Origin of the sequence: Cobetia sp. 29-18-1 (assembly GCF_029846405.1) — a bacterium.
In the GTDB taxonomy this organism is placed as follows: domain Bacteria; phylum Pseudomonadota; class Gammaproteobacteria; order Pseudomonadales; family Halomonadaceae; genus Cobetia; species Cobetia amphilecti.
The window spans coordinates 24,706-45,123 of record NZ_JARWKS010000024.1 but is presented as its reverse complement, the minus strand read 5'-3'; the positions used below and the strand labels follow the sequence as shown (position 1 = coordinate 45,123).

At 64.0% G+C, this 20,418-nt stretch carries 18 protein-coding genes and 1 pseudogene; 5 read left to right on the top strand and 14 right to left on the bottom strand.

The features are described from left to right. Positions 1-200: 200 nt before the first annotated feature. The 3 genes from QD208_RS15735 to QD208_RS15725 form a co-directional block, all read right to left on the bottom strand. A complete protein-coding gene (locus QD208_RS15735; protein ID WP_347882010.1) occupies positions 201-986 on the bottom strand; it encodes an ABC transporter ATP-binding protein in 786 nt (261 codons plus the stop codon). 8 nt (positions 987-994) lie between these two features. Beyond that, positions 995-1,828, bottom strand: a complete 834-nt coding sequence (locus QD208_RS15730) for an ABC transporter ATP-binding protein (protein ID WP_279837385.1) — start codon at positions 1,826-1,828, stop codon at positions 995-997. 618 nt (positions 1,829-2,446) lie between these two features. Further along, complete coding sequence (locus QD208_RS15725) at positions 2,447-3,829, bottom strand: L-serine ammonia-lyase (protein WP_131432741.1); 1,383 nt, start codon at positions 3,827-3,829, stop codon at positions 2,447-2,449. A gap of 264 nt (positions 3,830-4,093) precedes the next feature. Here QD208_RS15725 and QD208_RS15720 point away from each other — a divergent pair, with 264 nt between their 5' ends. The 3 genes from QD208_RS15720 (at position 4,094) to QD208_RS15710 (ending at position 6,756) form a co-directional block, all read left to right on the top strand. Continuing rightward, on the top strand, positions 4,094-5,104 hold the full coding sequence (locus QD208_RS15720) for a LysR substrate-binding domain-containing protein (protein ID WP_131432742.1): 1,011 nt from the start codon (positions 4,094-4,096) through the stop codon (positions 5,102-5,104). A gap of 153 nt (positions 5,105-5,257) precedes the next feature. After that, positions 5,258-5,992 carry a hypothetical protein gene (locus QD208_RS15715; protein ID WP_279837384.1) on the top strand — a complete coding sequence of 245 codons (735 nt, stop codon included), beginning with the start codon at positions 5,258-5,260 and terminating at the stop codon, positions 5,990-5,992. Between the two features lie 437 nt (positions 5,993-6,429). Then, positions 6,430-6,756: a hypothetical protein gene (locus QD208_RS15710; RefSeq protein WP_054557224.1), complete on the top strand. Its 327-nt coding sequence runs from the start codon at positions 6,430-6,432 to the stop codon at positions 6,754-6,756. Positions 6,757-6,966: 210 nt separating this feature from the next. Here the strand turns inward: QD208_RS15710 and rpoD are convergent, their stop codons facing one another. The 3 genes from rpoD to rpsU all read right to left on the bottom strand — a co-directional run bounded on the left by rpoD (position 6,967) and on the right by rpsU (position 11,672). After that, a complete protein-coding gene (gene rpoD, locus QD208_RS15705) occupies positions 6,967-8,805 on the bottom strand; it encodes an RNA polymerase sigma factor RpoD (RefSeq protein ID WP_043334650.1) in 1,839 nt (612 codons plus the stop codon). Positions 8,806-9,131: 326 nt separating this feature from the next. Beyond that, positions 9,132-11,228 carry a DNA primase gene (gene dnaG / locus QD208_RS15700; protein ID WP_279837382.1) on the bottom strand — a complete coding sequence of 699 codons (2,097 nt, stop codon included), beginning with the start codon at positions 11,226-11,228 and terminating at the stop codon, positions 9,132-9,134. A gap of 228 nt (positions 11,229-11,456) precedes the next feature. Next, positions 11,457-11,672 (bottom strand): 30S ribosomal protein S21, encoded by a 216-nt coding sequence (gene rpsU, locus QD208_RS15695; protein WP_024951433.1) that lies wholly within the window; start codon positions 11,670-11,672, stop codon positions 11,457-11,459. A 425-nt stretch (positions 11,673-12,097) separates the two neighbouring features. Here rpsU and tsaD point away from each other — a divergent pair, with 425 nt between their 5' ends. Continuing rightward, a complete protein-coding gene (gene tsaD / locus QD208_RS15690; RefSeq protein WP_054557225.1) occupies positions 12,098-13,138 on the top strand; it encodes a tRNA (adenosine(37)-N6)-threonylcarbamoyltransferase complex transferase subunit TsaD in 1,041 nt (346 codons plus the stop codon). 159 nt (positions 13,139-13,297) lie between these two features. Here the strand turns inward: tsaD and folK are convergent, their stop codons facing one another. Together folK and folB are read right to left on the bottom strand one after the other, a co-directional pair. Then, the gene (gene folK / locus QD208_RS15685; RefSeq protein ID WP_131432744.1) at positions 13,298-13,837 is read right to left on the bottom strand and encodes a 2-amino-4-hydroxy-6-hydroxymethyldihydropteridine diphosphokinase; all 540 of its coding nucleotides are present in this window, start codon (positions 13,835-13,837) and stop codon (positions 13,298-13,300) included. Next, positions 13,834-14,211, bottom strand: coding sequence for a dihydroneopterin aldolase (gene folB / locus QD208_RS15680; protein WP_043334640.1), 378 nt, complete (start codon positions 14,209-14,211; stop codon positions 13,834-13,836). The genes folK and folB overlap by 4 nt, the downstream gene beginning before the upstream one ends. A 161-nt stretch (positions 14,212-14,372) precedes the next feature. On the opposite strand from folB, the gene QD208_RS15675 reads away from it, so the two are divergent. Further along, on the top strand, positions 14,373-14,993 hold the full coding sequence (locus QD208_RS15675) for a glycerol-3-phosphate acyltransferase (protein ID WP_279837381.1): 621 nt from the start codon (positions 14,373-14,375) through the stop codon (positions 14,991-14,993). A 196-nt stretch (positions 14,994-15,189) separates the two neighbouring features. Here QD208_RS15675 and QD208_RS15670 read toward each other — a convergent pair whose 3' ends face one another. The 6 genes and pseudogenes from QD208_RS15670 to pdxA form a co-directional block, all read right to left on the bottom strand. Further along, positions 15,190-16,434 carry a polynucleotide adenylyltransferase gene (locus tag QD208_RS15670; protein ID WP_216060519.1) on the bottom strand — a complete coding sequence of 415 codons (1,245 nt, stop codon included), beginning with the start codon at positions 16,432-16,434 and terminating at the stop codon, positions 15,190-15,192. Between the two features lie 91 nt (positions 16,435-16,525). Then, positions 16,526-16,852 (bottom strand): thiosulfate sulfurtransferase GlpE, encoded by a 327-nt coding sequence (gene glpE, locus QD208_RS15665; RefSeq protein WP_043334637.1) that lies wholly within the window; start codon positions 16,850-16,852, stop codon positions 16,526-16,528. A gap of 78 nt (positions 16,853-16,930) precedes the next feature. Next, positions 16,931-17,770 carry a symmetrical bis(5'-nucleosyl)-tetraphosphatase gene (locus QD208_RS15660; RefSeq protein WP_043334635.1) on the bottom strand — a complete coding sequence of 280 codons (840 nt, stop codon included), beginning with the start codon at positions 17,768-17,770 and terminating at the stop codon, positions 16,931-16,933. A 71-nt stretch (positions 17,771-17,841) separates the two neighbouring features. Further along, positions 17,842-18,222 (bottom strand): Co2+/Mg2+ efflux protein ApaG, encoded by a 381-nt coding sequence (apaG, locus tag QD208_RS15655; protein WP_043334633.1) that lies wholly within the window; start codon positions 18,220-18,222, stop codon positions 17,842-17,844. 185 nt (positions 18,223-18,407) lie between these two features. Beyond that, a pseudogene (gene rsmA / locus QD208_RS15650) lies at positions 18,408-19,196 on the bottom strand (16S rRNA (adenine(1518)-N(6)/adenine(1519)-N(6))-dimethyltransferase RsmA); the annotation flags it as partial. A gap of 194 nt (positions 19,197-19,390) precedes the next feature. After that, the gene (gene pdxA, locus QD208_RS15645) at positions 19,391-20,407 is read right to left on the bottom strand and encodes a 4-hydroxythreonine-4-phosphate dehydrogenase PdxA (protein WP_279837379.1); all 1,017 of its coding nucleotides are present in this window, start codon (positions 20,405-20,407) and stop codon (positions 19,391-19,393) included. Between the last annotated feature and the right edge of the window lie 11 nt (positions 20,408-20,418).

Here is a 20,418-nt window from a genome sequence, read left to right as displayed (position 1 = left end):
TGCGACAGGAGTGGTGTTGCATGAAACGGTGGCGTTGGATGTAGCAGTGGCGTTGGATGAAGCGGTGGCGTGCATGACATCTCCAGACCGGTTTCCCGGCAATATTGTGATTGTTGTGGCGAGACGTACGGACTTCAGATGGACGAGTGCAAAGGCCGTGCATGGCGGCCAGCCCTGTGCAGCTCAGCCCGAGCGGGAGCTCAGACCCCCAGTACCTTGTGCAGATATTCGTGGCGGGCCGGCAATTCGGCCGCGCTGATCTCTTCCAGAATGGTGCCGTGCTCCATCAGGTAATGACGGTCGGCCAGCGGTGCGGCAAAGCGGAAGTTCTGCTCCACCAGCACGATGGTCATGCCGCGCGCCTTCAGCATCATCAGCACTTCGGCCAGCTTCTGGTTGATGACCGGCGCCAGACCCTCGGTGATCTCATCCAGCAGCAGCAGGTCCGCCCCGGTGCGCAGGATGCGCGCCAACGCCAGCATCTGCTGCTCGCCACCGGAGAGGCGCGTGCCCTGACTGGTGCGCCGCTCATGCAGATTGGGGAACAGCGCATAGAGCTCATCCAGCGACATGCCCTGGCCCTGGCTCTGGCTCTGGCTCTGGTCATGTCCTGTGCTCCTGACCAGCGGTGGCAGCAGCAGATTCTCCTCGACGCTCAGGCTGGCGAAGATGCCACGCTCCTCGGGGCAGAAGCCGACACCGAGATGGGCGATGCGATGCGGCGCCAGCCCCATGCTGTCCTGCCCCTTGATGAGAATCTCTCCGCTGCGCCGGCCGACCATGTTCATGATCGCGCGCAGCGTGCTGCTGCGACCGGCCCCGTTGCGCCCCAGCAAGGTCACCAGTTCGCCGCGCCGCACCGTCATGTTGACGCCATGCAGCACATGGGACTCGCCATACCAGGCGTTCAGCTCGCGCAGGCAGAGCTGCTCTTCCCCCAGCGGCGAGTCGGCCGTCGAGGCTTGCCTGTCCGTCGCCTGCTCCATAACCACCGTCATGAAACCTCCTTGTGCTCATCCGCCGTGGACTCGGGCGCTTCACTGCCCAGATACGCTTCACGCACCTCGGGGTTGGCCGACACGCTGGCGTAATCGCCTTCCGCCAGCACCCGGCCGCGCGCCAGCACGCTGATGCGATCGCACAGACGGCTGACCACGCTCAGATTGTGCTCGACCATCAGCACCGTACGGCCCCGCGCCGCGACACGAATCAGCTCGACCACGCGGTCCACATCCTCGGCGCCCATGCCCTGGGTCGGCTCGTCCAGCAGCATCACCGTGGGCTCAAGCGCCAGCGTGGTCGCCAGCTCCAGCGCGCGCTTGCGGCCATAGGGCAGACTGGCGGTCACACGGTGGGCGTCATCGCGCAGCCCTACCTGCTCCAGCAGATGCAGCGCCTGCTCGTTCAGGCTGTCGAGGCTGCGTTCCGGCTTCCAGAAATGAAACGAGGTGCCCTGGGGGCGTTGCAGGGCGACCCGCACGTTCTCGAGCACCGTTATCTGGGAAAACACCGCCGATATCTGGAAGGAGCGCACCAACCCCAGGCGCGCGATCTCATGCGACTTCATGCGAGTGATGGATTTGCCGCGATAGAGAATCTCGCCGCGGGTGGCCGGTAGAAAGCGCGTCAGCAGATTGAAGACTGTCGTCTTGCCGGCGCCATTGGGGCCGATCAGGGCATGGATATGCCCTTCCTGCACCTGGAGATTGACGTCATCGACGGCCGTGAAACCTCGAAAGTCCTTGCTCAAGCCACGCGTCTCGAGAATCGGGGCCGTCGCTGATGCGCCCCCGCTGGCACGCGGCCCCTGAATGGGCGGTGATGGCATGTCAGTACTCCGTCCTGACCGGCAAGCCGGTGGTCTGTGTCTTCCAAGAGACATGAGGGCAGTTCGTCAGCGCGGATGCCCGCAACATCGCGGCTCGTCATCGACACGCAGCATCAACAGGCGCTATCCACAGGCCCTTGATATGCGCCATCGTTGCGAACGGCGCAACTGACGTTAACGTAAACTAGAATAGCGAGAGGCGCGCTGCCAGCGGCAAGCGCGCTCACTCGACCAATAGCCGATATATCAGCGACTTCTTTACAACGCAGCCCTCCCGAGACATCTCGAGGCCGGCAGACTCCCCCACCAGCCAAAGCCGAACCGTCGAGATGAGCGCAATTCCCGCCATAAAAAAGACGCCTGTCCGTCGCGGAATACCGCGCCGAAGAGGCGTCAACGAGGGTTGCCGAGATCATGACCTCTGGCCGGAGATCATGTACCTGACAAGAGACAACGGGTTTGGCCGGAGGCGGCTGGCCTCCGGCGGAAAGTCATGGCAGTTCGACTCAGGCTCACATTACACAGGTTCACATCGCGCGGGTTAAATTCACGCAGACTCAATTCAGTCAGACTCAATCCAGTCCAGGTCACGGAACCTGTCAGTGACTACTGGGCGCATCAGCATTCGATGGCGTTGACCGCGAGACCGCCCTTGGAGGTCTCCTTGTACTTGTCCTGCATGTCGCGGCCGGTGTCACGCATGGTGCGGATCGCCTTGTCCAGCGAGACGAAGTGATCGCCATCGCCGCACATCGCCATCTGGGCGGCATTGATCGCCTTGACCGAGGCAATCGCATTGCGCTCGATGCAGGGAATCTGCACCAGGCCGCCGATCGGGTCACAGGTCAGTCCCAGATTGTGTTCGAGACCGATTTCCGCCGCGTTCTCGACCTGCTCCGGCGTCGCGCCCATCAGCTCGGCAAGCCCGGCGGCCGCCATGGCGCAGGCAGAACCCACCTCGCCCTGACAGCCGACTTCCGCGCCGGAGATGGAGGCGTTCTTCTTGCACAGGATGCCCACCGAGGCTGCCGTGAGCAGGAAGTCGACCACGTCCTCCTCGCGAGCATCTTCCTGGAATTTCATGTAATAGCTGAGCACCGCCGGAATGATGCCGGCCGCGCCATTGGTCGGCGCCGTCACCATGCGACCACCGGCCGCGTTCTCTTCATTGACCGCCAGCGCGAACAGGTTGACCCAGTCCATCGCCGAGAAGGTCGAGGTGATGATCGACTTGCTGGATTCCACATCCAGCAGACGCGCATGCAGTCGCTTGGCACGGCGCTTTACGTTGAGCCCGCCGGGCAGCACGCCTTCGTGCGTCAGGCCGTTGTCGATGCACTCGTTCATCACTTCCCAGATGCGCCATAGCCCACGACGCACCTGGGTCTCACTGCGCAGCGCACATTCGTTGGCCATCATCAGCTCGCTGATGCGCATCTTGTGCATGCGACACAGCGCCAGCAGCTCATCGGCGGTGTTGAATTCATACGGCAGACGCAGGCTTTCGTCTTCCAGCAGCGGGTCACGCGCAGCCTCGACTTCGTCGACCACGAAACCGCCGCCCACCGAGTAATAGACATTGCGATACAGCTCATCGCGATGGCCGTAGGCGATCAGACGCATGGCATTGGGGTGATACGGCAGCGGCGCATCGTGCCACTGCATGTCACGTACCCACACGAAGGGCACCGCGATGCGGTTGTCGAGCAGCAGTGTCTGGGACTCCAGCAGCTCTTCGATGCAGGGGTCGATGATCGCAGGGTCGATCGTTTCCGGCAGCTCGCCCATCAGACCGAGAATGGTCGCCTTGTCGGTGCCGTGGCCTACGCCAGTGGCAGACAGCGAACCATGCAACTGCACCTCGATTCGCGCCACGCGCTCCAGCTGGTCACGCGAGCGCAGGGTCTCGACGAACTGCGCGGCAGCACGCATCGGGCCGACGGTGTGCGAGCTGGAGGGGCCGACACCGACCTTGAAGAGATCAAATACACTGATGGACATGACAACACCTCATCTCGGAAACTCGCCGCGCCTGAGCGCCTGCCAGTGGATGAGGCAATGATGATGGATGGGGGCGGGACGCGACAAACCATAAAAATTGGTCGTGGGTTTAGCCTGACTAAACCCTATGCATCAAAAACGGCGTAAACTATGCTCTTCGCGCCACCTTGTGCCCTGATGCCTTTAGCTATCACCGCCATCTGCATCTGGCCATCGCGGCTTCTCCCTCACTATCTGCCTCCAGCGCTTGCATGAGACCCGCCCATGACGTCTTCTCTCGACAACACGCCTGGTACTGGCCCCGTCGTGCCGCCGACGGCGACCGGCACGCCCGCCACCACACCGAGCCTGCGCCACCTGAATGGTCAGACCCATGCCTGGCTGCAGGTATTCGCCTGCGCCGCACGTCATGGCTCCTTCACGCGTGCGGCGGAAGAACTGCACGTCACCACGGGCGCGGTGAGTCAGCAGATCAAGCAGCTGGAGGAGCGGCTGGGCTTCAAGCTGTTTCTGCGTCGTTCACGCGGACTCGAGCTGACAGGAGAAGGCGCTCGACTGGCGCGTGTCGTGGAGCAGTCCTATAGCGCGGTGGGACTGGAGGTCAAACGGCTGCGCAGCGGCTTGATGAGTGGTGTGCTCAGGTTGCGTTCGGTGCCGTCATTTCTCTCCAAATGGCTGGCGCCCCGGCTGCCGCGCCTACAGGCACGCTTTCCGGATATCGAGCTGCACGTGCGCGCCGAGGACAGTGACTCACCGCTGCGCGAGGGTGATTTCGAGCTGGCAGTCGACCTCAACGACGGCCACTACCCGGGCATGCAGGTCACCGACCTGATGGAGGAGGAGATCTTCCCCGTCTGCCATCCCGGCCTGATGCGCGGCCGCCCGCCGCTGCGCAGCGCAGAGGACCTCGCCTGGTATCCGCTGCTGCACGACATCACCGCCTGGCGCGGCAGTCACGACCACGCCGAGTGGGAATTCTATCTGGCCAGCATCGGCGCGCCCGAGATCAACGTTCAGCGTGGCTATACCTTCAACCGCAACCACCTGTCGATGGAGGCTGCCATCGCCGGCATGGGAGTCGCGATGGCAAGGCGCACGCTGATCACCGACGAGCTGTCGCGCGGCACGCTGATCGCGCCCTTCGCGCAGCGGGTACTGACCGGCAAGCGCTACGTCATCGTCCATCCCCACGGCACCCTGGATGATGGCCGCATCCAGGCCGTGCATGACTGGATCGTCGAGGAAGCCGAGCGGGATCGGTTACGTCAGAGCTGACGAACATTTCCGCTCGGCGCAACATCGATGCTGAAATGGAATCTCACAGTTTTCTTACCAGAATATTAACTGAGCACCTTTGCATCGTTATAATGAGCAGGCAAACAACACCCTCACCCTGACAGGCAGTCCATGGACTGTCCGGAGAGTCCCTTGTCTCGCCTGACTTCGCATACCCAGCACCATAACGCTGTTCCGCTCCCCATCAGCGCCGAACAGCCGCTGTATGGGCGCAAGCCCACTTCGCTCTTCATGCAAGCCTGCCTGCGCCTGGCCATCTATGCGCCGCTGGTGGCCGCGATGATGTCGCTGGTCATGCATGATGCCCACCACTTCGGTGATGTCGGCTTCAGCGAAGCCAGCTGGACAGAACACATGCAGAGCACTCTGTTGGCCTTGAGCGCAGCCACCATGTGGCTGGTGCATTCACGCCTGCCGGACCTGCGCACCATCAGCCTGCTGCTGTTCGGTCTGTTCGCGGCGTCCCTGATCCGTGAACAGGACGCCCTGCTCGACGGCATGATCGGCGATGGCAGCTGGCAGTTCCTGGTCAGCGTGGTCGCGATCCCGGTCATCATCGGCGTATGGCGCAACCGCAACCGCTTCATTGCCGAGTTCGAGCACTTCGGACGCAGCTTCGCGTTCGGCCTGTTCGGCGCCGGCTTCCTGGCGACCTACGTCTTCTCACGCCTCTACGGTCGCTCGGAATTCTGGGAAACCCTGATGGGGGACTCCTACCTGCGTTCGGTCAAGAATGCCGCCGAGGAAGTCACCGAACTGTTCGGCTACACCCTGATGGCCATCGCCGTGATCGAGATCGTGCTGCTGGCGATCCGCATGGGCCGCCAGCGCCGCGCCCTGCTGCGTGAGCTCAACGCCAACGACTGAGCCCGGCAGCAAAACCCTCTTGCCGAGCTGCGCGCATGACCTGTCGCACGACCGTCACTTCGCCCTGCCCCATGAAACAACGCGAAGTGACGTGACATGAAGCACAGCGTGAAGCGCAAGAGACAGACAGACCCGTGACTCTCCCAAAAGCCGCTGCTCACCTGAGCCGCGGCTTTTTTTCGTTTCTACTCTCAACAGGCTCTGCTCAACAGTCTCTGCTCAACAGTCTCTGCTCGACAGTCTTCTCTCGACAGGCTGCGCTAGACAGGCGTCTCTCGATAGCCATTGCGCGAGGTACTGACGGAAAACGGCTGGACATCAAATGAGAATGATTATATTTTACTAAGCAGTGGATACAATTCAACTATCGCCACTGCCACAGGAAAGCACCGACAGGATCTTGACCGTGTCATGCCCTCATTCTCAAGGAGCCTCACATGCGCTGGTTCAGTAGCTACCGCTTGCACGGTCATAGTCTTGCCCCCAGTCTCCCGCAGCACAGCCTCATCATCAGCATGCGCTGGCCCAGTCGCTGGCGATTGACGCCCGGCGCCACCGTCGTGGTGGAACATCCCAGGCTGGGCCAGCTGGTCAAGCGCCTGCATCGCATCGACGACAACGGCCGCCTGTGGCTACGCGGCGAGCATCCCGACGGCTTGAGCAGCGAGCAGATGGGGCCGGTCTCCCGTCAATGCATCAAGGGCCGTGTCGTCTTCAGCGTGGCGGCAACGCCTTCGTCTCACCAGTTGCGCCACGGCGCCTGATAGCCCCCAGGGCACATCACGCAGACCTTTAACGACGCAGTTCGAAGGTGGCAAGGTCCGTAAAGAAAAGCCTGAAGGCGACACAGCCCGTAGAGAAAGACCCGCAACGTAAAGCCCACAAACGACAACGCCCGCCTCCCATTCGCATGGGGGCGGGCGTTGTCTTGTCAGCGGGGCCAGCAGTTCAGGTGTGGCCCCGAGCGCTTCAGATCACTCTTCCATGAAGGAACGCAGTGACTCGGAGCGTGACGGGTGACGCAGCTTGCGCAGCGCCTTCGCTTCGATCTGACGGATACGCTCACGGGTGACATCGAACTGCTTGCCGACTTCCTCGAGGGTATGGTCGGTGTTCATGTCGATACCGAAGCGCATGCGCAGCACCTTGGCTTCACGTGCGGTCAGGCCGGACAGGATGCCACGGGTCGCTTCGATCAGACCTTCGCCGGTGGCGGAGTCGATCGGCGAGACCATGGTGCCGTCCTCGATGAAGTCACCCAGGTGCGAATCATCATCGTCACCGATCGGCGTCTCCATGGAGATGGGCTCCTTGGCGATCTTGAGTACGCGACGCACCTTGTCTTCCGGCATCTCGAGACGTTCGCCCAGCTCTTCCGGCGTCGGCTCGCGACCCATTTCCTGCAGCATCTGACGCGAGACACGGTTCAGCTTGTTGATGGTCTCGATCATGTGCACCGGAATACGGATGGTGCGCGCCTGGTCCGCGATGGAGCGAGTGATCGCCTGACGGATCCACCAGGTGGCGTAGGTCGAGAACTTGTAACCACGACGGTACTCGAACTTGTCCACGGCCTTCATCAGACCAATGTTGCCTTCCTGGATGAGATCCAGGAACTGCAGACCACGGTTGGTGTACTTCTTGGCGATGGAGATGACCAGACGCAGGTTGGCCTCGACCATTTCCTTCTTGGCACGACGCGCCTTGGCTTCACCGATCGACAGGCGACGGTTCACTTCCTTCAGCTCGCTGACCGGCAGCTGGACCATGTCCTGCTCGAAGGCGATCTTGCGCTGGGCACGCAGCACGTCGGCACGGAACGGCTCGAGCTTGTCGGCGTACTTCTTGCTGCCACCGATGAAGCTGTCGAACCAGTCCATGTCGGACTCGTGGCCCGGGAAGGCCTTGATGAAGCTCTTGCGAGGCACCTTGCCGCGCTTGACGAAGATCTGCAGGATGACCTTTTCCTGCTCGCGCACCTGCTCGACGGACACGCGAACCTGACCGACCAGACGCTCGAAGTGCTTGGGCACCAGCTTGATCGGCGAGAACAGCTCGGCAAGACGATCCTGTTCGGCTTTCGCCTCGGCAGAGCCGGAACCGTACTTCTCGATGGCGGCCTTGGTCGCCTCGTTCTGCTCACGGATCTGCTCGAAGCGGACGCGGGCCAGCTCGGGGTCCGGGCCACCTTCAGAGGCGGAATCGTCGTCTTCGTCTTCGTCGCCTTCGGACTCTTCGCCCTCGGGAATCTCTTCGACTTCCTCGACTTCGACTTCGGCGACACCCGGCACGCCTTCGTCAGGGTCGATGAAACCGGAGAAGAGATCGGACAGACGTCCGCCGTCTTCGCCCAGAGTGCCGTCATAGGCTTCCAGGATGGAGTCGACTGCCCCCGGCAAGAATGCCAGCGACGACATCACCTCACGCGTGCCCTCCTCGATCCGCTTGGCGATCTTGATTTCGCCTTCACGGGTCAGAAGTTCCACGGTGCCCATCTCACGCATGTACATGCGGACGGGGTCGGTGGTGCGCCCCACATCGCTTTCCACCGCGGCGAGGGCGGCAACGGCCTCTTCGGCGGCAGACTCGTCAGTGGAGGAATCAGACATCATCAAGGTATCGGCATCGGGCGCTTCTTCCGCGACCTTGATGCCCATATCGTTGATCATGCTGATGATGTCTTCCACCTGTTCGGGATCAGCGATATCCTCGGGCAGGTGATCGTTGACCTCGGCATAGGTCAGGTAACCCTGTTCCTTGCCGCGCGCGATCAACTCCTTGAGACGCGACTGCTGCTGCGCATTACCAGCCATAGAACCCCTATCTCGACGAAGAAGAATGAAGCACCTGGACGCGACGCGGCTCAGCGAGTGAGCATGGCGCCGGTATAGGGACGAAGAGAGCATCAAGCGCACCAGTATAGCGTGCCATCAGGAGATGCTGCCAGCGGCGTATTTGCCGGACCATCCAGGTGTGTTAGCGTTATCGGTTACGTTGCGGCAGTCCGCATCGGGAGCTACCTCATTAAATAGTGGGCATGAGTGCGTCTTTCAAGGCCATGGGGCGTATTTTCCTGCGCCATCGCCTCAGCTCTCACGGCATTTCCACCATTGTCGGCCTTCCTGGCACCGAGACTGCGTCAGCGCCGTGTTGCCAGCTCCATCAGCAGGGCCATCAGCCGCTGCTTCTCTTCTGCCGACAACTTCTCGCCACGCTTTTCCTTGGCCAGCAAGGCCTGATATTCCGCTTCCGGCGTGGTGCGCGCCTGCTGATGCTGGCAATGCTCCACCAGCCCCTTCAGCTCTTCGCTGCGCACGTCACGCGGAATCAGCAATTCGCGGGCTGCCAGCTGCTCAAGCCTCGGCCCCTGTGCGGTGCCGAGGAAGTGCGCCAACAGCACCTGTGGCGAACGATACTGCCCCGCCTTCAAGAGACGCACCACGTCGTTCAACAGCTGCGCATCCTCGCTGTCGGCCGGCTCGCCCGCGCCTTCGATCCACTCATTGGAGTCAGGCAGCTCGGCGACCAGCTGCGGCTCGTGCACCAGAAGATGCAACAGGCGCGTCAGCATGCTGACCGAGGTGCGCTTCTGAGACCTGGCCGGCGTCGCGCGCGCGGCTTGAGCGCCCTGGCCCGCAGGCATCTCGCCATGCGACTGCCAGTCATCCGGCTGCCAGCCATCGGGCTCGCTGTCGCCGAAGCCGGCATCTGCCATCGCCTCCAGCGACGACCACTCATCCTGCGCGTCACTCAGCGTCGCGCCGTCCTGAGGACTGGCAGCGGGCGTTGAACGCGGTGCCGAATGTGTCGCGCCGGGCTGACGTTGCTGCTGTTGCGAACGCTGCGGTTGCTGAGGGTGCTGACGTAGTTGCTGGTGCTGACGCAGCCGTGCCTGCTGGGCTTCACGCGCCGCGGCGCGCTCCACCAGCATGGCGTCCAGCCGCTCACGCTCCAGACCACTGCGCCGCTCAAGCTCCTTGAGCAGCAGCGAGCGCAGCACCCCTTCGGGCACGCGCGAGATCCACTCCAGCGCTTGGGTCACGAACCGCTCGAGCTGCTCCATGCGCTTGAGGTCGCGTCCTTCCGCGGCCTGCTCGAACAGGAACTCGGAGAGCCCGGAGGCGCAGGTGACACGCTTCTCGAATGCCTCCTGACCCTCGCTGCGCACCAGGGAATCCGGGTCCTCGCCTTCCGGCAGGAACAGGAAGCGCGCCTGACGGCCATCGATCATGACCTCGAGCACGGTCTCCAGCGCGCGGCGCGCCGCCTGCCGACCGGCCTTGTCGCCGTCGAAGCAGAACACCACCTCATCGACCAGGCGATAGAGGCGCTTGAGGTGCTCCTCACTGGTCGCGGTGCCCAGGGTCGCGCAGGCATTGCGAATGCCGTACTGCGCCAGTGCCACCACGTCCATGTAGCCTTCGACGATCAGCATGCGTTCCAGCTTGCGATTCGCCTCACGGGCTTCAAACAGACCGTAGAGCTCGCGTCCCTTGTGGAAGACGGGAGTCTCGGGAGAATTCAGGTATTTGGGCTTGGCGTCGCCCATCACGCGACCGCCGAAGGCGATGGTGCGGCCTTTCCAGTCACGGATCGGGAACATCACGCGATCGCGGAAGCGGTCATAGCGGCGACCGCTTTCCTCGTGATGGATCAGCAGACCGTATTCGATCTGCACATCCTCGCTGACACCCAGCTTGCTCAGGTGATGCTTGAGGTGCTCCCAGCCTTCCGGCGCGAAGCCGATGCCGAAATCACGCATGACCTCACGCGACAGACCACGGCCTTCCAGATACTCACGTGCCGGCTGCGCGGCCGGCTCCGTCAGGCGCTGACGATAGAAGTCCGCGGCCGCCTCGAGCAGATTGACGCCCTCTTCGCGGGCCTGCTCACGACGCTGGCGCTCACGGCGCTCATGCGGACTCTGGTTGCCGCCTTCGCGCGGCACTTCAAGCGCCAGCCGCGAGGCCAACTGTTCGACGGCCTCAGGGAACGGCAGGCGATCGAACTCCATCAGGAACTTGAGGGCACTGCCGCTCGCCCCGCACCCGAAGCAGTGATAGAACTGCTTGTCCGGGATGACGTTGAACGAGGGAGAGTTTTCCTGATGGAACGGGCAGAGGCCGACATAGCTCTTGCCGGCCTTCTTCAGCTGGACGCGCTCACCCACCACCTCGACCACGTCGGTGCGGGCCAGCAGATCGTCAATGAAGCCTTGGGGGATGAGACCAGCCATGATTCGCCAGAAGTCGTGGAAAAACGGACTGACCGCAAGATAGTGTCGGCTCAGCAAAGTGAGCGGCTACCTTCAGGTCAGGCCATTCCTCGAGTTAGCGACATGCGCCAGGCAACGGCACACGGCTCGAGAACAAACGGACCACTAGAGACAAAAACAAGCGGCCACCGTGAGGCAGCCGCTTGGTGTCCTTCCAGAGAGCAGACTATCACTCCCCAAAAGTACGGATCAGTAGAGACGCTCGAAACGCTTGCGCTCACGCTGAACCTTCTTGGCGTGGCGCTTTACAGCGGCCGCCTGCTGACGCTTGCGAACAGCTGTCGGCTTCTCGTAGTGCTCACGACGACGCACTTCGGAAAGAACACCGGCTTTTTCGCAGGAGCGCTTGAAACGGCGCAGGGCGACGTCGAACGGCTCGTTGTCACGTACTTTAACTGAAGGCATTAAACACTCACCTACCTTGAGATCATGAGTTCGGTTTGAACGCACATCCGGTGCAGCCACTCCTCAGGAGCCACCAGCCAGCGACGGTAAACCGCCACCTGCAGGTCGATCCAGCATCAATCAGTCGCCTGCGACACCACCGGTGAGGGTAGCCGTCGCTGGCTGGAATCATGATTCGGGGAGCTTTTGCGGGGTGGTCGGATGCACGACCCAGTCTTGCAGAGTGCCATATTCTAGACACCCGCCCCCGGCTTTGCAAACGCGGAAACCGGAAATCCTCTCTGCCTCAACGCCAGCTGGCGCGACACCCGTGCTCACAGCCAGTAGAATGTCGCGCATTCACGGCACACACGCCTCTCGGGCTCGCTCAGGCAGCCTCGCTGGCCGTGCCGCCCTCTACTTCTGATATTTCCTGAGAGTCAGCCATGCGTGTGCTCGGCATCGAGACTTCCTGCGACGAGACCGGCGTCGCCATCTACGACACGGACCAGGGCCTGCTTGCAGATGCCCTCTACAGCCAGATCGCCATGCACGCCGAGTTCGGCGGCGTGGTGCCGGAACTGGCGTCGCGTGATCACACTCGCAAGCTGCTGCCGCTGATCCAGCAGGTGATGGATGAGGCGCAGCTGAAGGCCGCTGACATCGATGCCATCACCTATACCGCAGGCCCGGGCCTGGTCGGCGCACTGATGGTCGGCGCGTCCACCGCACACGGGCTTGCCAAGGCATGGGGAGTGCCGGTGCTCGGCGTCCACCACATGGAAGGCCACCTGCTGGCGCCAATGCTGGAAGACGATGCACCGGAATTCCCCTTCGTGGCGCTGCTGGTCTCCGGCGGACACACCCAGCTGGTCGCGGTGCGCGGACTGGGCGAATACGAGCTGCTCGGCGAGTCCGTGGATGACGCCGCCGGCGAAGCCTTCGACAAGGCCGCCAAGATGCTGGAACTGCCCTACCCCGGTGGCCCGCAGGTCGCGAAGCTGGCCGAACAGGGCGACCCCAAACGCTATCGCTTCCCGCGCCCGATGACGGACCGCCCGGGCCTCGACTTCAGCTTCTCCGGCCTCAAGACCCACACCATGGTCACGCTCAAGAAGGCCAAGGCTGCGGACGACCTGGATGAGCAGCACTGCGCCGATATCGCACGCGCCTTCGAGGAAGCCGTGGTCGACACCCTGGTCATCAAGTGTCGTCGCGCGCTGGACCAGACCGGTCTCAAACGCCTGGTCGTCGCCGGCGGCGTGAGTGCCAACACCCGTCTGCGTGAGCGTCTGAGCCATGAGCTGACCAAGCGCAATGCCCGCGCCTACTACCCGCGTGGCCGCTTCTGCACCGACAACGGCGCGATGATCGCCTACGTGGGCGCGCAGCGCCTGAATGCCGGCGAGCAGGACACCGGCCCGATGAAGGCCGTGCCGCGCTGGCCGCTGGACAGCCTGGCGGCCCCGAGCACAGCGCAGGACTGAGCCCTGCCAGACGCCAGTACCCTGCCCCTCAACAACAACGCCCTGCCGATTCTCATCGGCAGGGCGTTGTTGTTGAGGGGCAGGTCACACTCACCGCCGGACACTGACACCGGCAACGTGGCGCCTGATGGTGTCAGACCGAGACATCAGAGAGCAGTGTCAGACCGTGGCATCGGCGCGAGAGATCATGCGGCAACGCCAGCTGAAGTCCACCGGCCATAGCGGCTGTTGTTCGGCGCGCCCGGCGGCCACGAACGCCTTCCAAAGCGAAGCGTAATCCTCTCCGGAGACGGGGTGGCGCTCTTCGCCGAACGACTCGGCCAGCGGCAGCAGCACGAAGGCATTGCGATCGACCTCATCGCGCGGCAGCATCACGCCATCGACCTCCCCGGTCAGGGTACCGACGGTCAGCAGGTCCAGATCCAGGGTGCGTGGACTGAACTTGGCGCTGTTCTTGAGGCGACCATTGGCCAGCTCGAGCTGCTTGCACCAAGCCTGCAATTCGCCGACGCTCCAGTCACTCTCGAAACCTGCGACCAGGTTGAGGAAGTTGCGCCCGTCGACGAAGCCCACCGGCTCGCTCTCGTAGACGGAGGACAGCGTCAGGTTGCCGAAGGTCGCCTCCAGCGCATCCAGGCAGACCCGCACATGATGCTCGCGCTCGATATTGCTACCGATGGAGATCAGTACCAGACTCATGCCGGCGCATCCGAGACGGTCTCGAGGCTGCCGCGCACGATGCGCACGCCAACGGCGGCGGCTTCCGGCACGGCGCCCGGCTTGCGCACCGTCATGGTCAGCCAGGGAATGCCGAACTCTTCACGCAGCAGCGCTGCCAGGCGCTCGGCGAAGGTTTCCACCAGCTCGAAGTGGCTCTCTTCGGCGAAGGTCTGGATGCGCGCACTGATGGCGGCGTAGTCCAGGGTGTGCGTCAGGTCATCGTCGGCAGCTGCGGCACGAATATCCGTGGCCATTTCCAGATCCATCACCAGACGCTGGCGAATGGTACGCTCCCAGTCATAGACCCCAATCACGGTTTCCACGGCCAGAGCCTCGATCAGCACACGATCCACGGCGTTACCTCTATGCTTGTCGAATGAACGAATAAAAACGACGCCCAAGGCCCCGCCATCATGCGACTGATTCTACTGCACCCGGCCCCTGCTTGGCCAAGCTGCCTGCCCCTCTCTCCCTGCCTGTGTGCGACACCTCGGGCACGCAACGAGTCGACATCATGCTGACAGGCCTGATCGAGTGGGCCGCGCAACTAGCCAGCTGGCAACAGTTGAGCCTGCTGATGGCCGTGGCCTATGCCAGCGGTTCGGTGCTGGGCGCGGTGTGGATCTGTCAGCGACTGGGGCTGGCCGACCCACGCCTGGCGGGGTCCTTCAACCCGGGCTTCTCCAATGTGCTGCGATTGCATGGCGCGCTGCCCGCCGCTCTGGTGCTGGTCTTCGATGCTACCAAGGGCATGCCGGCACTCTGGCTGGGGCTGGCGCTCTCGCTGCCGCCCTGGGCACTGGGGTTGATCGGACTGGCCGTGCTGATCGGCCACAGCCTGCCGCTGTGGCACCGCGGCCATCGCGGCGGCAAGGCCGTGGCCGCTGCCTTTGGCGTGCTGCTGATGCTGGCGCCGGGCGTCGCCTTGAGCTGCGCCGCGCTGTGGGTCGGGCTGGCCTGGCGACTGCGCACGGCGGCCATCGCCTCGCTGGTGGCCGGCCTGGCGGCACCCCTGTTCAGCCTGTGGCTGGCGCCGCAGATGAGCGGCGTGATTCTGGTCTTCGCCAGCCTGATCGTGATTCGTCATGCGCTGAATCTGCGCCGCCTGAGCGATGGCAGCGAGCCGCGCCTGTAAGCATGTTTTGCTCACACGCTGCGCTCCGCTCATGGAAACACGCTCTGCCCATAAACAGCACGCTCCGCCTCACAAAACCCTTCCTGATGCCACGACGCAAAAGCCCCGGCGCAGGACCGGGGCTTTCGGGGTCATATACTCGGATCATTTGCTCAGAGCAGGTGCTCAGGCCAGGTGCTCAGCAGCGGGCAGGTGATCAGTGACTGTGTCCGCAGCCGCAATGAGGCGCGTGCACTTCCGGCATGGCCTGCCATTCGCTCAGCGCCTGCTCGATGGCCTGCTGGCGCTGCTCGCTGAGCGCACGCCCGATCTCCGCCCCTTTCAGGCCCTGTTCGACCAGAGACTGCGGCGACACCGCCGTCGCGGCTTGCCAGACGGCATTGCCCAACCGTGCCAGCCCCTTGTCCTCGACCGCCAGCAGGGCCACCAGCACCGACTGGCGCTCGCCACGCCGCCAGGCATCGACACCATCCAGCCAGGCCTTGAGGTCTGCTGCGCTCACGCCACCTTCCCGCCGCGAGGCCTCGTTCAATTCCCGGCACAGACGCGCCTGCTGGGCGGCGTCACGCACGGCGCTGGGCAGGCGCAAGTCCTGCGCCAGGGCATCGATCTCGTCGCGTGACAGGTGCTCCACCAGGCGCGCCATACGCCAGCAGACCATCTCCGCCTCATCGACCAGCTGACGCGGCAGGCGGTCCAGACGCGCCAGTGCCGCTGCGAGCTGCTCGGCATCGCGGGTCAGCGGCGGCATCAGCACCGCCAGTGCCCCCAGCTCATCGAGCAGCTGGAAGTAGGCTTCGGGACTGGCCTCGCCCAGCGCCTTCTCGGTCTCCTTCCAGACCCGCTCGGCCACCAGATGCGAGACCTCGCCGCTCTCGACCATGGCAACCATCATCTGCCGTGTCTCCTCCGCGACCGTGAAGCCGAGCCCCTGATAGCGCGCCAGAAAGCGTGCCACGCGCAATACGCGCAGCGGGTCTTCGCTGAAGGCGCTCGAGACATGACGCAACACGCGCGCCTCGAGATCCGCCAGGCCACCGTAGGGGTCGATCACCTCGCCCTGCCCCGGCGTGCTGTCGAGCGGCTCGGCCATGGCATTGATGGTCAGGTCGCGACGAATGAGGTCCTCTTCCAGCGTCACATCGGGGCTGGCATGCACGCTGAAGCCGACATACCCGTGGCCGGACTTGCGCTCGGTACGCGCCAGCGCGTACTCCTCCTGGGTCTGCGGATGCAGGAAGACCGGGAAGTCCCGCCCGACCGGCCGGAAGCCACGCGCCTGCATGTCTTCCACCGTCGCGCCCACCACCACGAAGTCACACTCGTGCCACGGCCAACCCAGGCGCGCATCACGCACCGCGCCGCCCACGCGATAGACCTCAAGCCCGCTCAACAGGCGGTCACGCGAATCGGTCAGTGAAGAAGGCGTCGTCTGAGTCATGCGAATGTCCTTGCCCTGCGGCACGAGATACAAAGCTGAATGAGGAAAGCGAGGAAGTAAGGCCAGTGATGGCAGTCACGTGCAGGCGGCGTCAGCTACCGCTCTCGACGTCATCGCCATGCGTCAGTTGGTACTGGGTAAAGCCACCATCGAGGGAATAGACCTTCTCGAAGCCCTGCCCCGCCAGCCAGGCGGCGGCCTGCTGACTGGAATGGCCGTGATAGCAGACCACCACCAGCGGCTTGTCGCGCGGGGTGTCTTCCAGGATGGCAGCGGCACTGGCGTTGTCCAGATGACGGCTGCCCGGGATACGCCCCTGCGTGAAGCTGAGCGGATCGCGGATATCGAGTACCACGAGCGACGGGTCGCGTTGGCGCCAGTCACTGAGGGTTGCGAGATCAAGATGTTCGAAACTCATGCGGACTCCGCTTGTTGAGTAAGGGAAAGGCATTCGCCAGCGACGGCAGACCTGCTGTCACTGGCGACGGGAGGGCGCTCAGCGCGAGGTCAGCGCCGGCTCGAAGACGCGCTCTTCCGTCTCGAGATTGAGCGCCGTCAGGCCACCGCCCCACACGCAGCCGGTGTCCAGCGCCTCGACATCCTGACGCGCCGCCGGCGTCTCGCCTTCCAGAGCAGCCCAGTGACCGAACAGCAGGCGCGGCGAATCATCCCAGGCCCCTTCGGGACGCGGATACTGGAACCAGGGACGGCACCCCTCCGGCGCGCTGTCCAGTCCTTCCTTGGCCGCGAAATCCAGTCGGCCATCACTGTGCAGAAAGCGCATGCGCGTGAAGACATTGACGATGCAGCGCAGGCGCGGCGTGCCTTCGAGATCCTCCTGCCAGCGGTCCGGCGTATTGCCGTACATCTCGCCGAGAAAGCCTCGATAGTCGTCGCCCGCCAGCACGGCGTGCGCTTCGCGGGCATAACCGGCCGCCTGGTCCAGCGTCCAGCTCGGCAACACGCCGGCATGGCTCATCACCGTGCGGCGATTGCCGACCAGCGCATCCACCATCAGCGGCTGACGACGCAGCCAGTCCAGCAGCTCCTCACGGTCCGGCGCCTCGAGAATCGGCGTCAGCGTATCGGAGCGCTTGTGGCGGCTGAAGCCCTCAGCCACCGCCAGCAGGTGGAGGTCATGGTTGCCCAGCACCACCCGCGCATCATCGCCCAGCGACTTGACCAGACGCAGGCACTCCAGCGAGCCCGGCCCGCGATTGACCAGGTCTCCCGCCAGCCACAGCACATCGCGCCCCGGCGTGAAATCGAGGCGCTGCAACAGAAGTTCGAACTCTTGATGGCAGCCCTGCAAATCGCCAATCGCCCACTGCGTCATGCCCACTCCCTGACCGCCGTGGCGGCCTGACTTGCTGTCTTGAATACGAAACGCTGCGTCACGCGGCCACCCTAGTGAACCTGATGCGGACCGGCGAGACGGAACGGTGCGATGGCGACCTCGAAGGTGCGCGCATGGGTCGCGTCACAGAAGGTATAGGCCCCCTGCATCACGCCGACCGGCATGTCGAGCACGGCGCGCGAGGTATAGCGAAAGCTCTCGCCGGGCGCGATCAGCGGCTGCTTGCCGACCACGCCCTTGCCACGCACTTCCTGCTCATCGCCGCTGCCCTGGGTGATCTTCCAGTAGCGCGCCAGCAGCTGCACGGTCTCATCCGTCCCGTTGTGCACGGTGATGGTGTAGCGGAACACGTGTCGGTTCTCGCTCGGACGACTCTCGTCGGCGCAGTACTCGGGTACGGCGTCGATACGGATGTCCGCCACGCTACTCATGCGTCGTGGTCGCTGGCGTTGCGGGCGTCGCCCTTGGCATCGCTCTCGGCATCGAGGCGCTCGCCACTGTCACTATTCCCATCACTACCACTGGCACTGTCGGCTGCCGGCGCACCGTGGCCGGCATTGCTGCGTGGACGCTTCTTCGGTGCCTTGTCGGCCTTGTCCACCGTCATGCCCTGCTCACTGAGGTGGTTGCTGATCATCACCAGCTCAGCGACGGTCAGTGTCTGCGGACGACGCGAGGGATCGATGCCCAGCGCGGTCAGCTGGTCGGCATCGATGCGGCCCTTGAAGTTGTTGCGCAGCGTCTTGCGGCGCTGGGAGAAGGCTTCGCGCACGATGACGGCGAGCAGCTTCTCGTCCTTGGCCGGATGCGGCAATTCACGGTGCGGCACCAGACGCACGATGGCGGAATCCACCTTCGGCGCCGGGAAGAAGGCGCTCGGCGGCACCAGGAACAGATTTTCCACCGCGCAGTAATACTGGGTCATCACCGACAGGCGGCCCCAGTCGGTGCCACCCGGCTCGGCGGCCAGACGCTCGACGACTTCCTTCTGCAGCATGAAGTGCATGTCGGAGATTGCGCCGCGTGCTTCCAGCAGGTGGAAGATCAGCGGGGTGGAGATGTTGTACGGCAGGTTGCCGACCACGCGCAGTGCCGGGCCATCACCGACCAGCTCCGGGAAGTCGAAACGCAGGGCATCGCCTTCGTGGATCACGAAGTCCGGGTAGTTGAAGAACTGCACGCGCAGACCCGGGATGAGGTCACGGTCCAGCTCGATGACTTCCAGCTTGCCTGCCGCTTCCAGCAGCGGGCCGGTCAAGGCACCCTGCCCCGGGCCGATCTCGACCAGGCGCTCGCCTTCCGCGGGACGAATGGCATTCACGATGCGAGAGATGACGCCAAGGTCCTGCAGAAAGTTCTGACCGAAACGCTTGCGAGCACGATGCGCGGGGAAATGTTGGGACATGGGACTGACCTTCCTCCTGGGAATCCGTCGGGATTCCCGACAACAAGATGCCGCCATGGCCTGCAGGGACACAGGCAGACCGGGGCGGCGAGACCATCCTCGATGGTCGAATGACTGGGGTAGCGAGACGCCACGCGGTGGCGCACGCCTGACGTGCCGCCATGCGGTCACGCCCGAGTGATGCGGGGATTATCTCAGGCTCGCGCGGCGGCTGCCATCTCGATGGCGACACGCACGGCCTGCAACAGGCTGCCGACGTCGGCACGCCCGCTGCCGGCAAGGTCCAGCGCCGTGCCGTGATCCACGGAGGTACGCACGATCGGCAGGCCCAGCGTGATGTTGGCGGCTTCACCGAAGCCGGCATACTTGAGCACCGGCAGGCCCTGGTCGTGGTACATCGCCAGTACCGCATCCACGCCCTCCAGATGCCGCGGCGTGAACAGGGTATCGGCCGGCAGCGGGCCATCCAGCTGCATGCCGGTCGCGCGCAGGGCGTCGAGCGTCGGGGAGATCACCTCGATCTCCTCATGCCCCAGATGCCCGCCCTCGCCGGCATGCGGATTGAGCCCGCACACCGCGATGCGCGGCGCGGCACAGCCGAAGTAGCGCGTCAGGTCCTTGGCGAGGATCTTCATCACCCGCGTCAGGCCCTCGGGCGTGATGGCATCGGCCACCTCGCGCAGCGGCAGGTGCGTGGTGGCCAGCGCCACCCGCAGCCCGGGGCACGCCAGCATCATGACCACTTCCTCGACCCCGCAGACATCGCGCAGGTATTCGGTGTGGCCGGTGAAGCCCGCATGCCCGGCCTCGATCACGGCGGCCTTGGACAGCGGCGCCGTCACCATCGCGCTGGCATGCCCCGCCTGGCAGGCGGCGATGGCGACATCCAGCATCGCCAGCACATGATCGCCATTGCGCGCATCGATCACGCCCGGCTCGCTGGGCACTGCCAGCGGCACCGGCCACACGGCCAGCTCACCATTGCGGGCCGGCGGCAGCGGGTCACCCGGCGCCAGCTCATGCACCACCAGCGGCAGTCTCAGCAGGCGGGCACGACTGACCAGCAAGGCGGGGTCCGCCACGGCGACCAGCTGCGCGGGGAACGCTTCCGCCTGACCGGCCAGCATGACCAGAAGTTCCGGGCCGATACCCGCCGGCTCACCGGCGGTCAGGGCGATGATGTCGGGCGCAATCTCTTCGCGACGATTCATGACGGTGTCTC

Excerpts from the sequence above, each read along its gene's own strand:
- folK (WP_131432744.1), bottom strand. The coding sequence starts at position 13,837 with ATGAGTCTGGTACTGATCTCCATCGGTAGCAATATCGAGCGCGAGCAT.
- QD208_RS15730 (WP_279837385.1), bottom strand. The coding sequence starts at position 1,828 with ATGCCATCACCGCCCATTCAGGGGCCGCGTGCCAGCGGGGGCGCATCA.
- glpE (WP_043334637.1), bottom strand. The coding sequence starts at position 16,852 with ATGAGTTTCGAACATCTTGATCTCGCAACCCTCAGTGACTGGCGCCAA.
- pdxA (WP_279837379.1), bottom strand. The coding sequence starts at position 20,407 with ATGAATCGTCGCGAAGAGATTGCGCCCGACATCATCGCCCTGACCGCC.
- QD208_RS15725 (WP_131432741.1), bottom strand. The coding sequence starts at position 3,829 with ATGTCCATCAGTGTATTTGATCTCTTCAAGGTCGGTGTCGGCCCCTCC.
- QD208_RS15675 (WP_279837381.1), top strand. The coding sequence starts at position 14,373 with ATGCTGACAGGCCTGATCGAGTGGGCCGCGCAACTAGCCAGCTGGCAA.
- dnaG (WP_279837382.1), bottom strand. The coding sequence starts at position 11,228 with ATGGCTGGTCTCATCCCCCAAGGCTTCATTGACGATCTGCTGGCCCGC.
- apaG (WP_043334633.1), bottom strand. The coding sequence starts at position 18,222 with ATGAGTAGCGTGGCGGACATCCGTATCGACGCCGTACCCGAGTACTGC.
- QD208_RS15670 (WP_216060519.1), bottom strand. The coding sequence starts at position 16,434 with ATGACTCAGACGACGCCTTCTTCACTGACCGATTCGCGTGACCGCCTG.
- tsaD (WP_054557225.1), top strand. The coding sequence starts at position 12,098 with ATGCGTGTGCTCGGCATCGAGACTTCCTGCGACGAGACCGGCGTCGCC.
- QD208_RS15710 (WP_054557224.1), top strand. The coding sequence starts at position 6,430 with ATGCGCTGGTTCAGTAGCTACCGCTTGCACGGTCATAGTCTTGCCCCC.
- rpoD (WP_043334650.1), bottom strand. The coding sequence starts at position 8,805 with ATGGCTGGTAATGCGCAGCAGCAGTCGCGTCTCAAGGAGTTGATCGCG.
- QD208_RS15720 (WP_131432742.1), top strand. The coding sequence starts at position 4,094 with ATGACGTCTTCTCTCGACAACACGCCTGGTACTGGCCCCGTCGTGCCG.
- rpsU (WP_024951433.1), bottom strand. The coding sequence starts at position 11,672 with ATGCCTTCAGTTAAAGTACGTGACAACGAGCCGTTCGACGTCGCCCTG.
- QD208_RS15735 (WP_347882010.1), bottom strand. The coding sequence starts at position 986 with ATGGAGCAGGCGACGGACAGGCAAGCCTCGACGGCCGACTCGCCGCTG.
- QD208_RS15660 (WP_043334635.1), bottom strand. The coding sequence starts at position 17,770 with ATGACGCAGTGGGCGATTGGCGATTTGCAGGGCTGCCATCAAGAGTTC.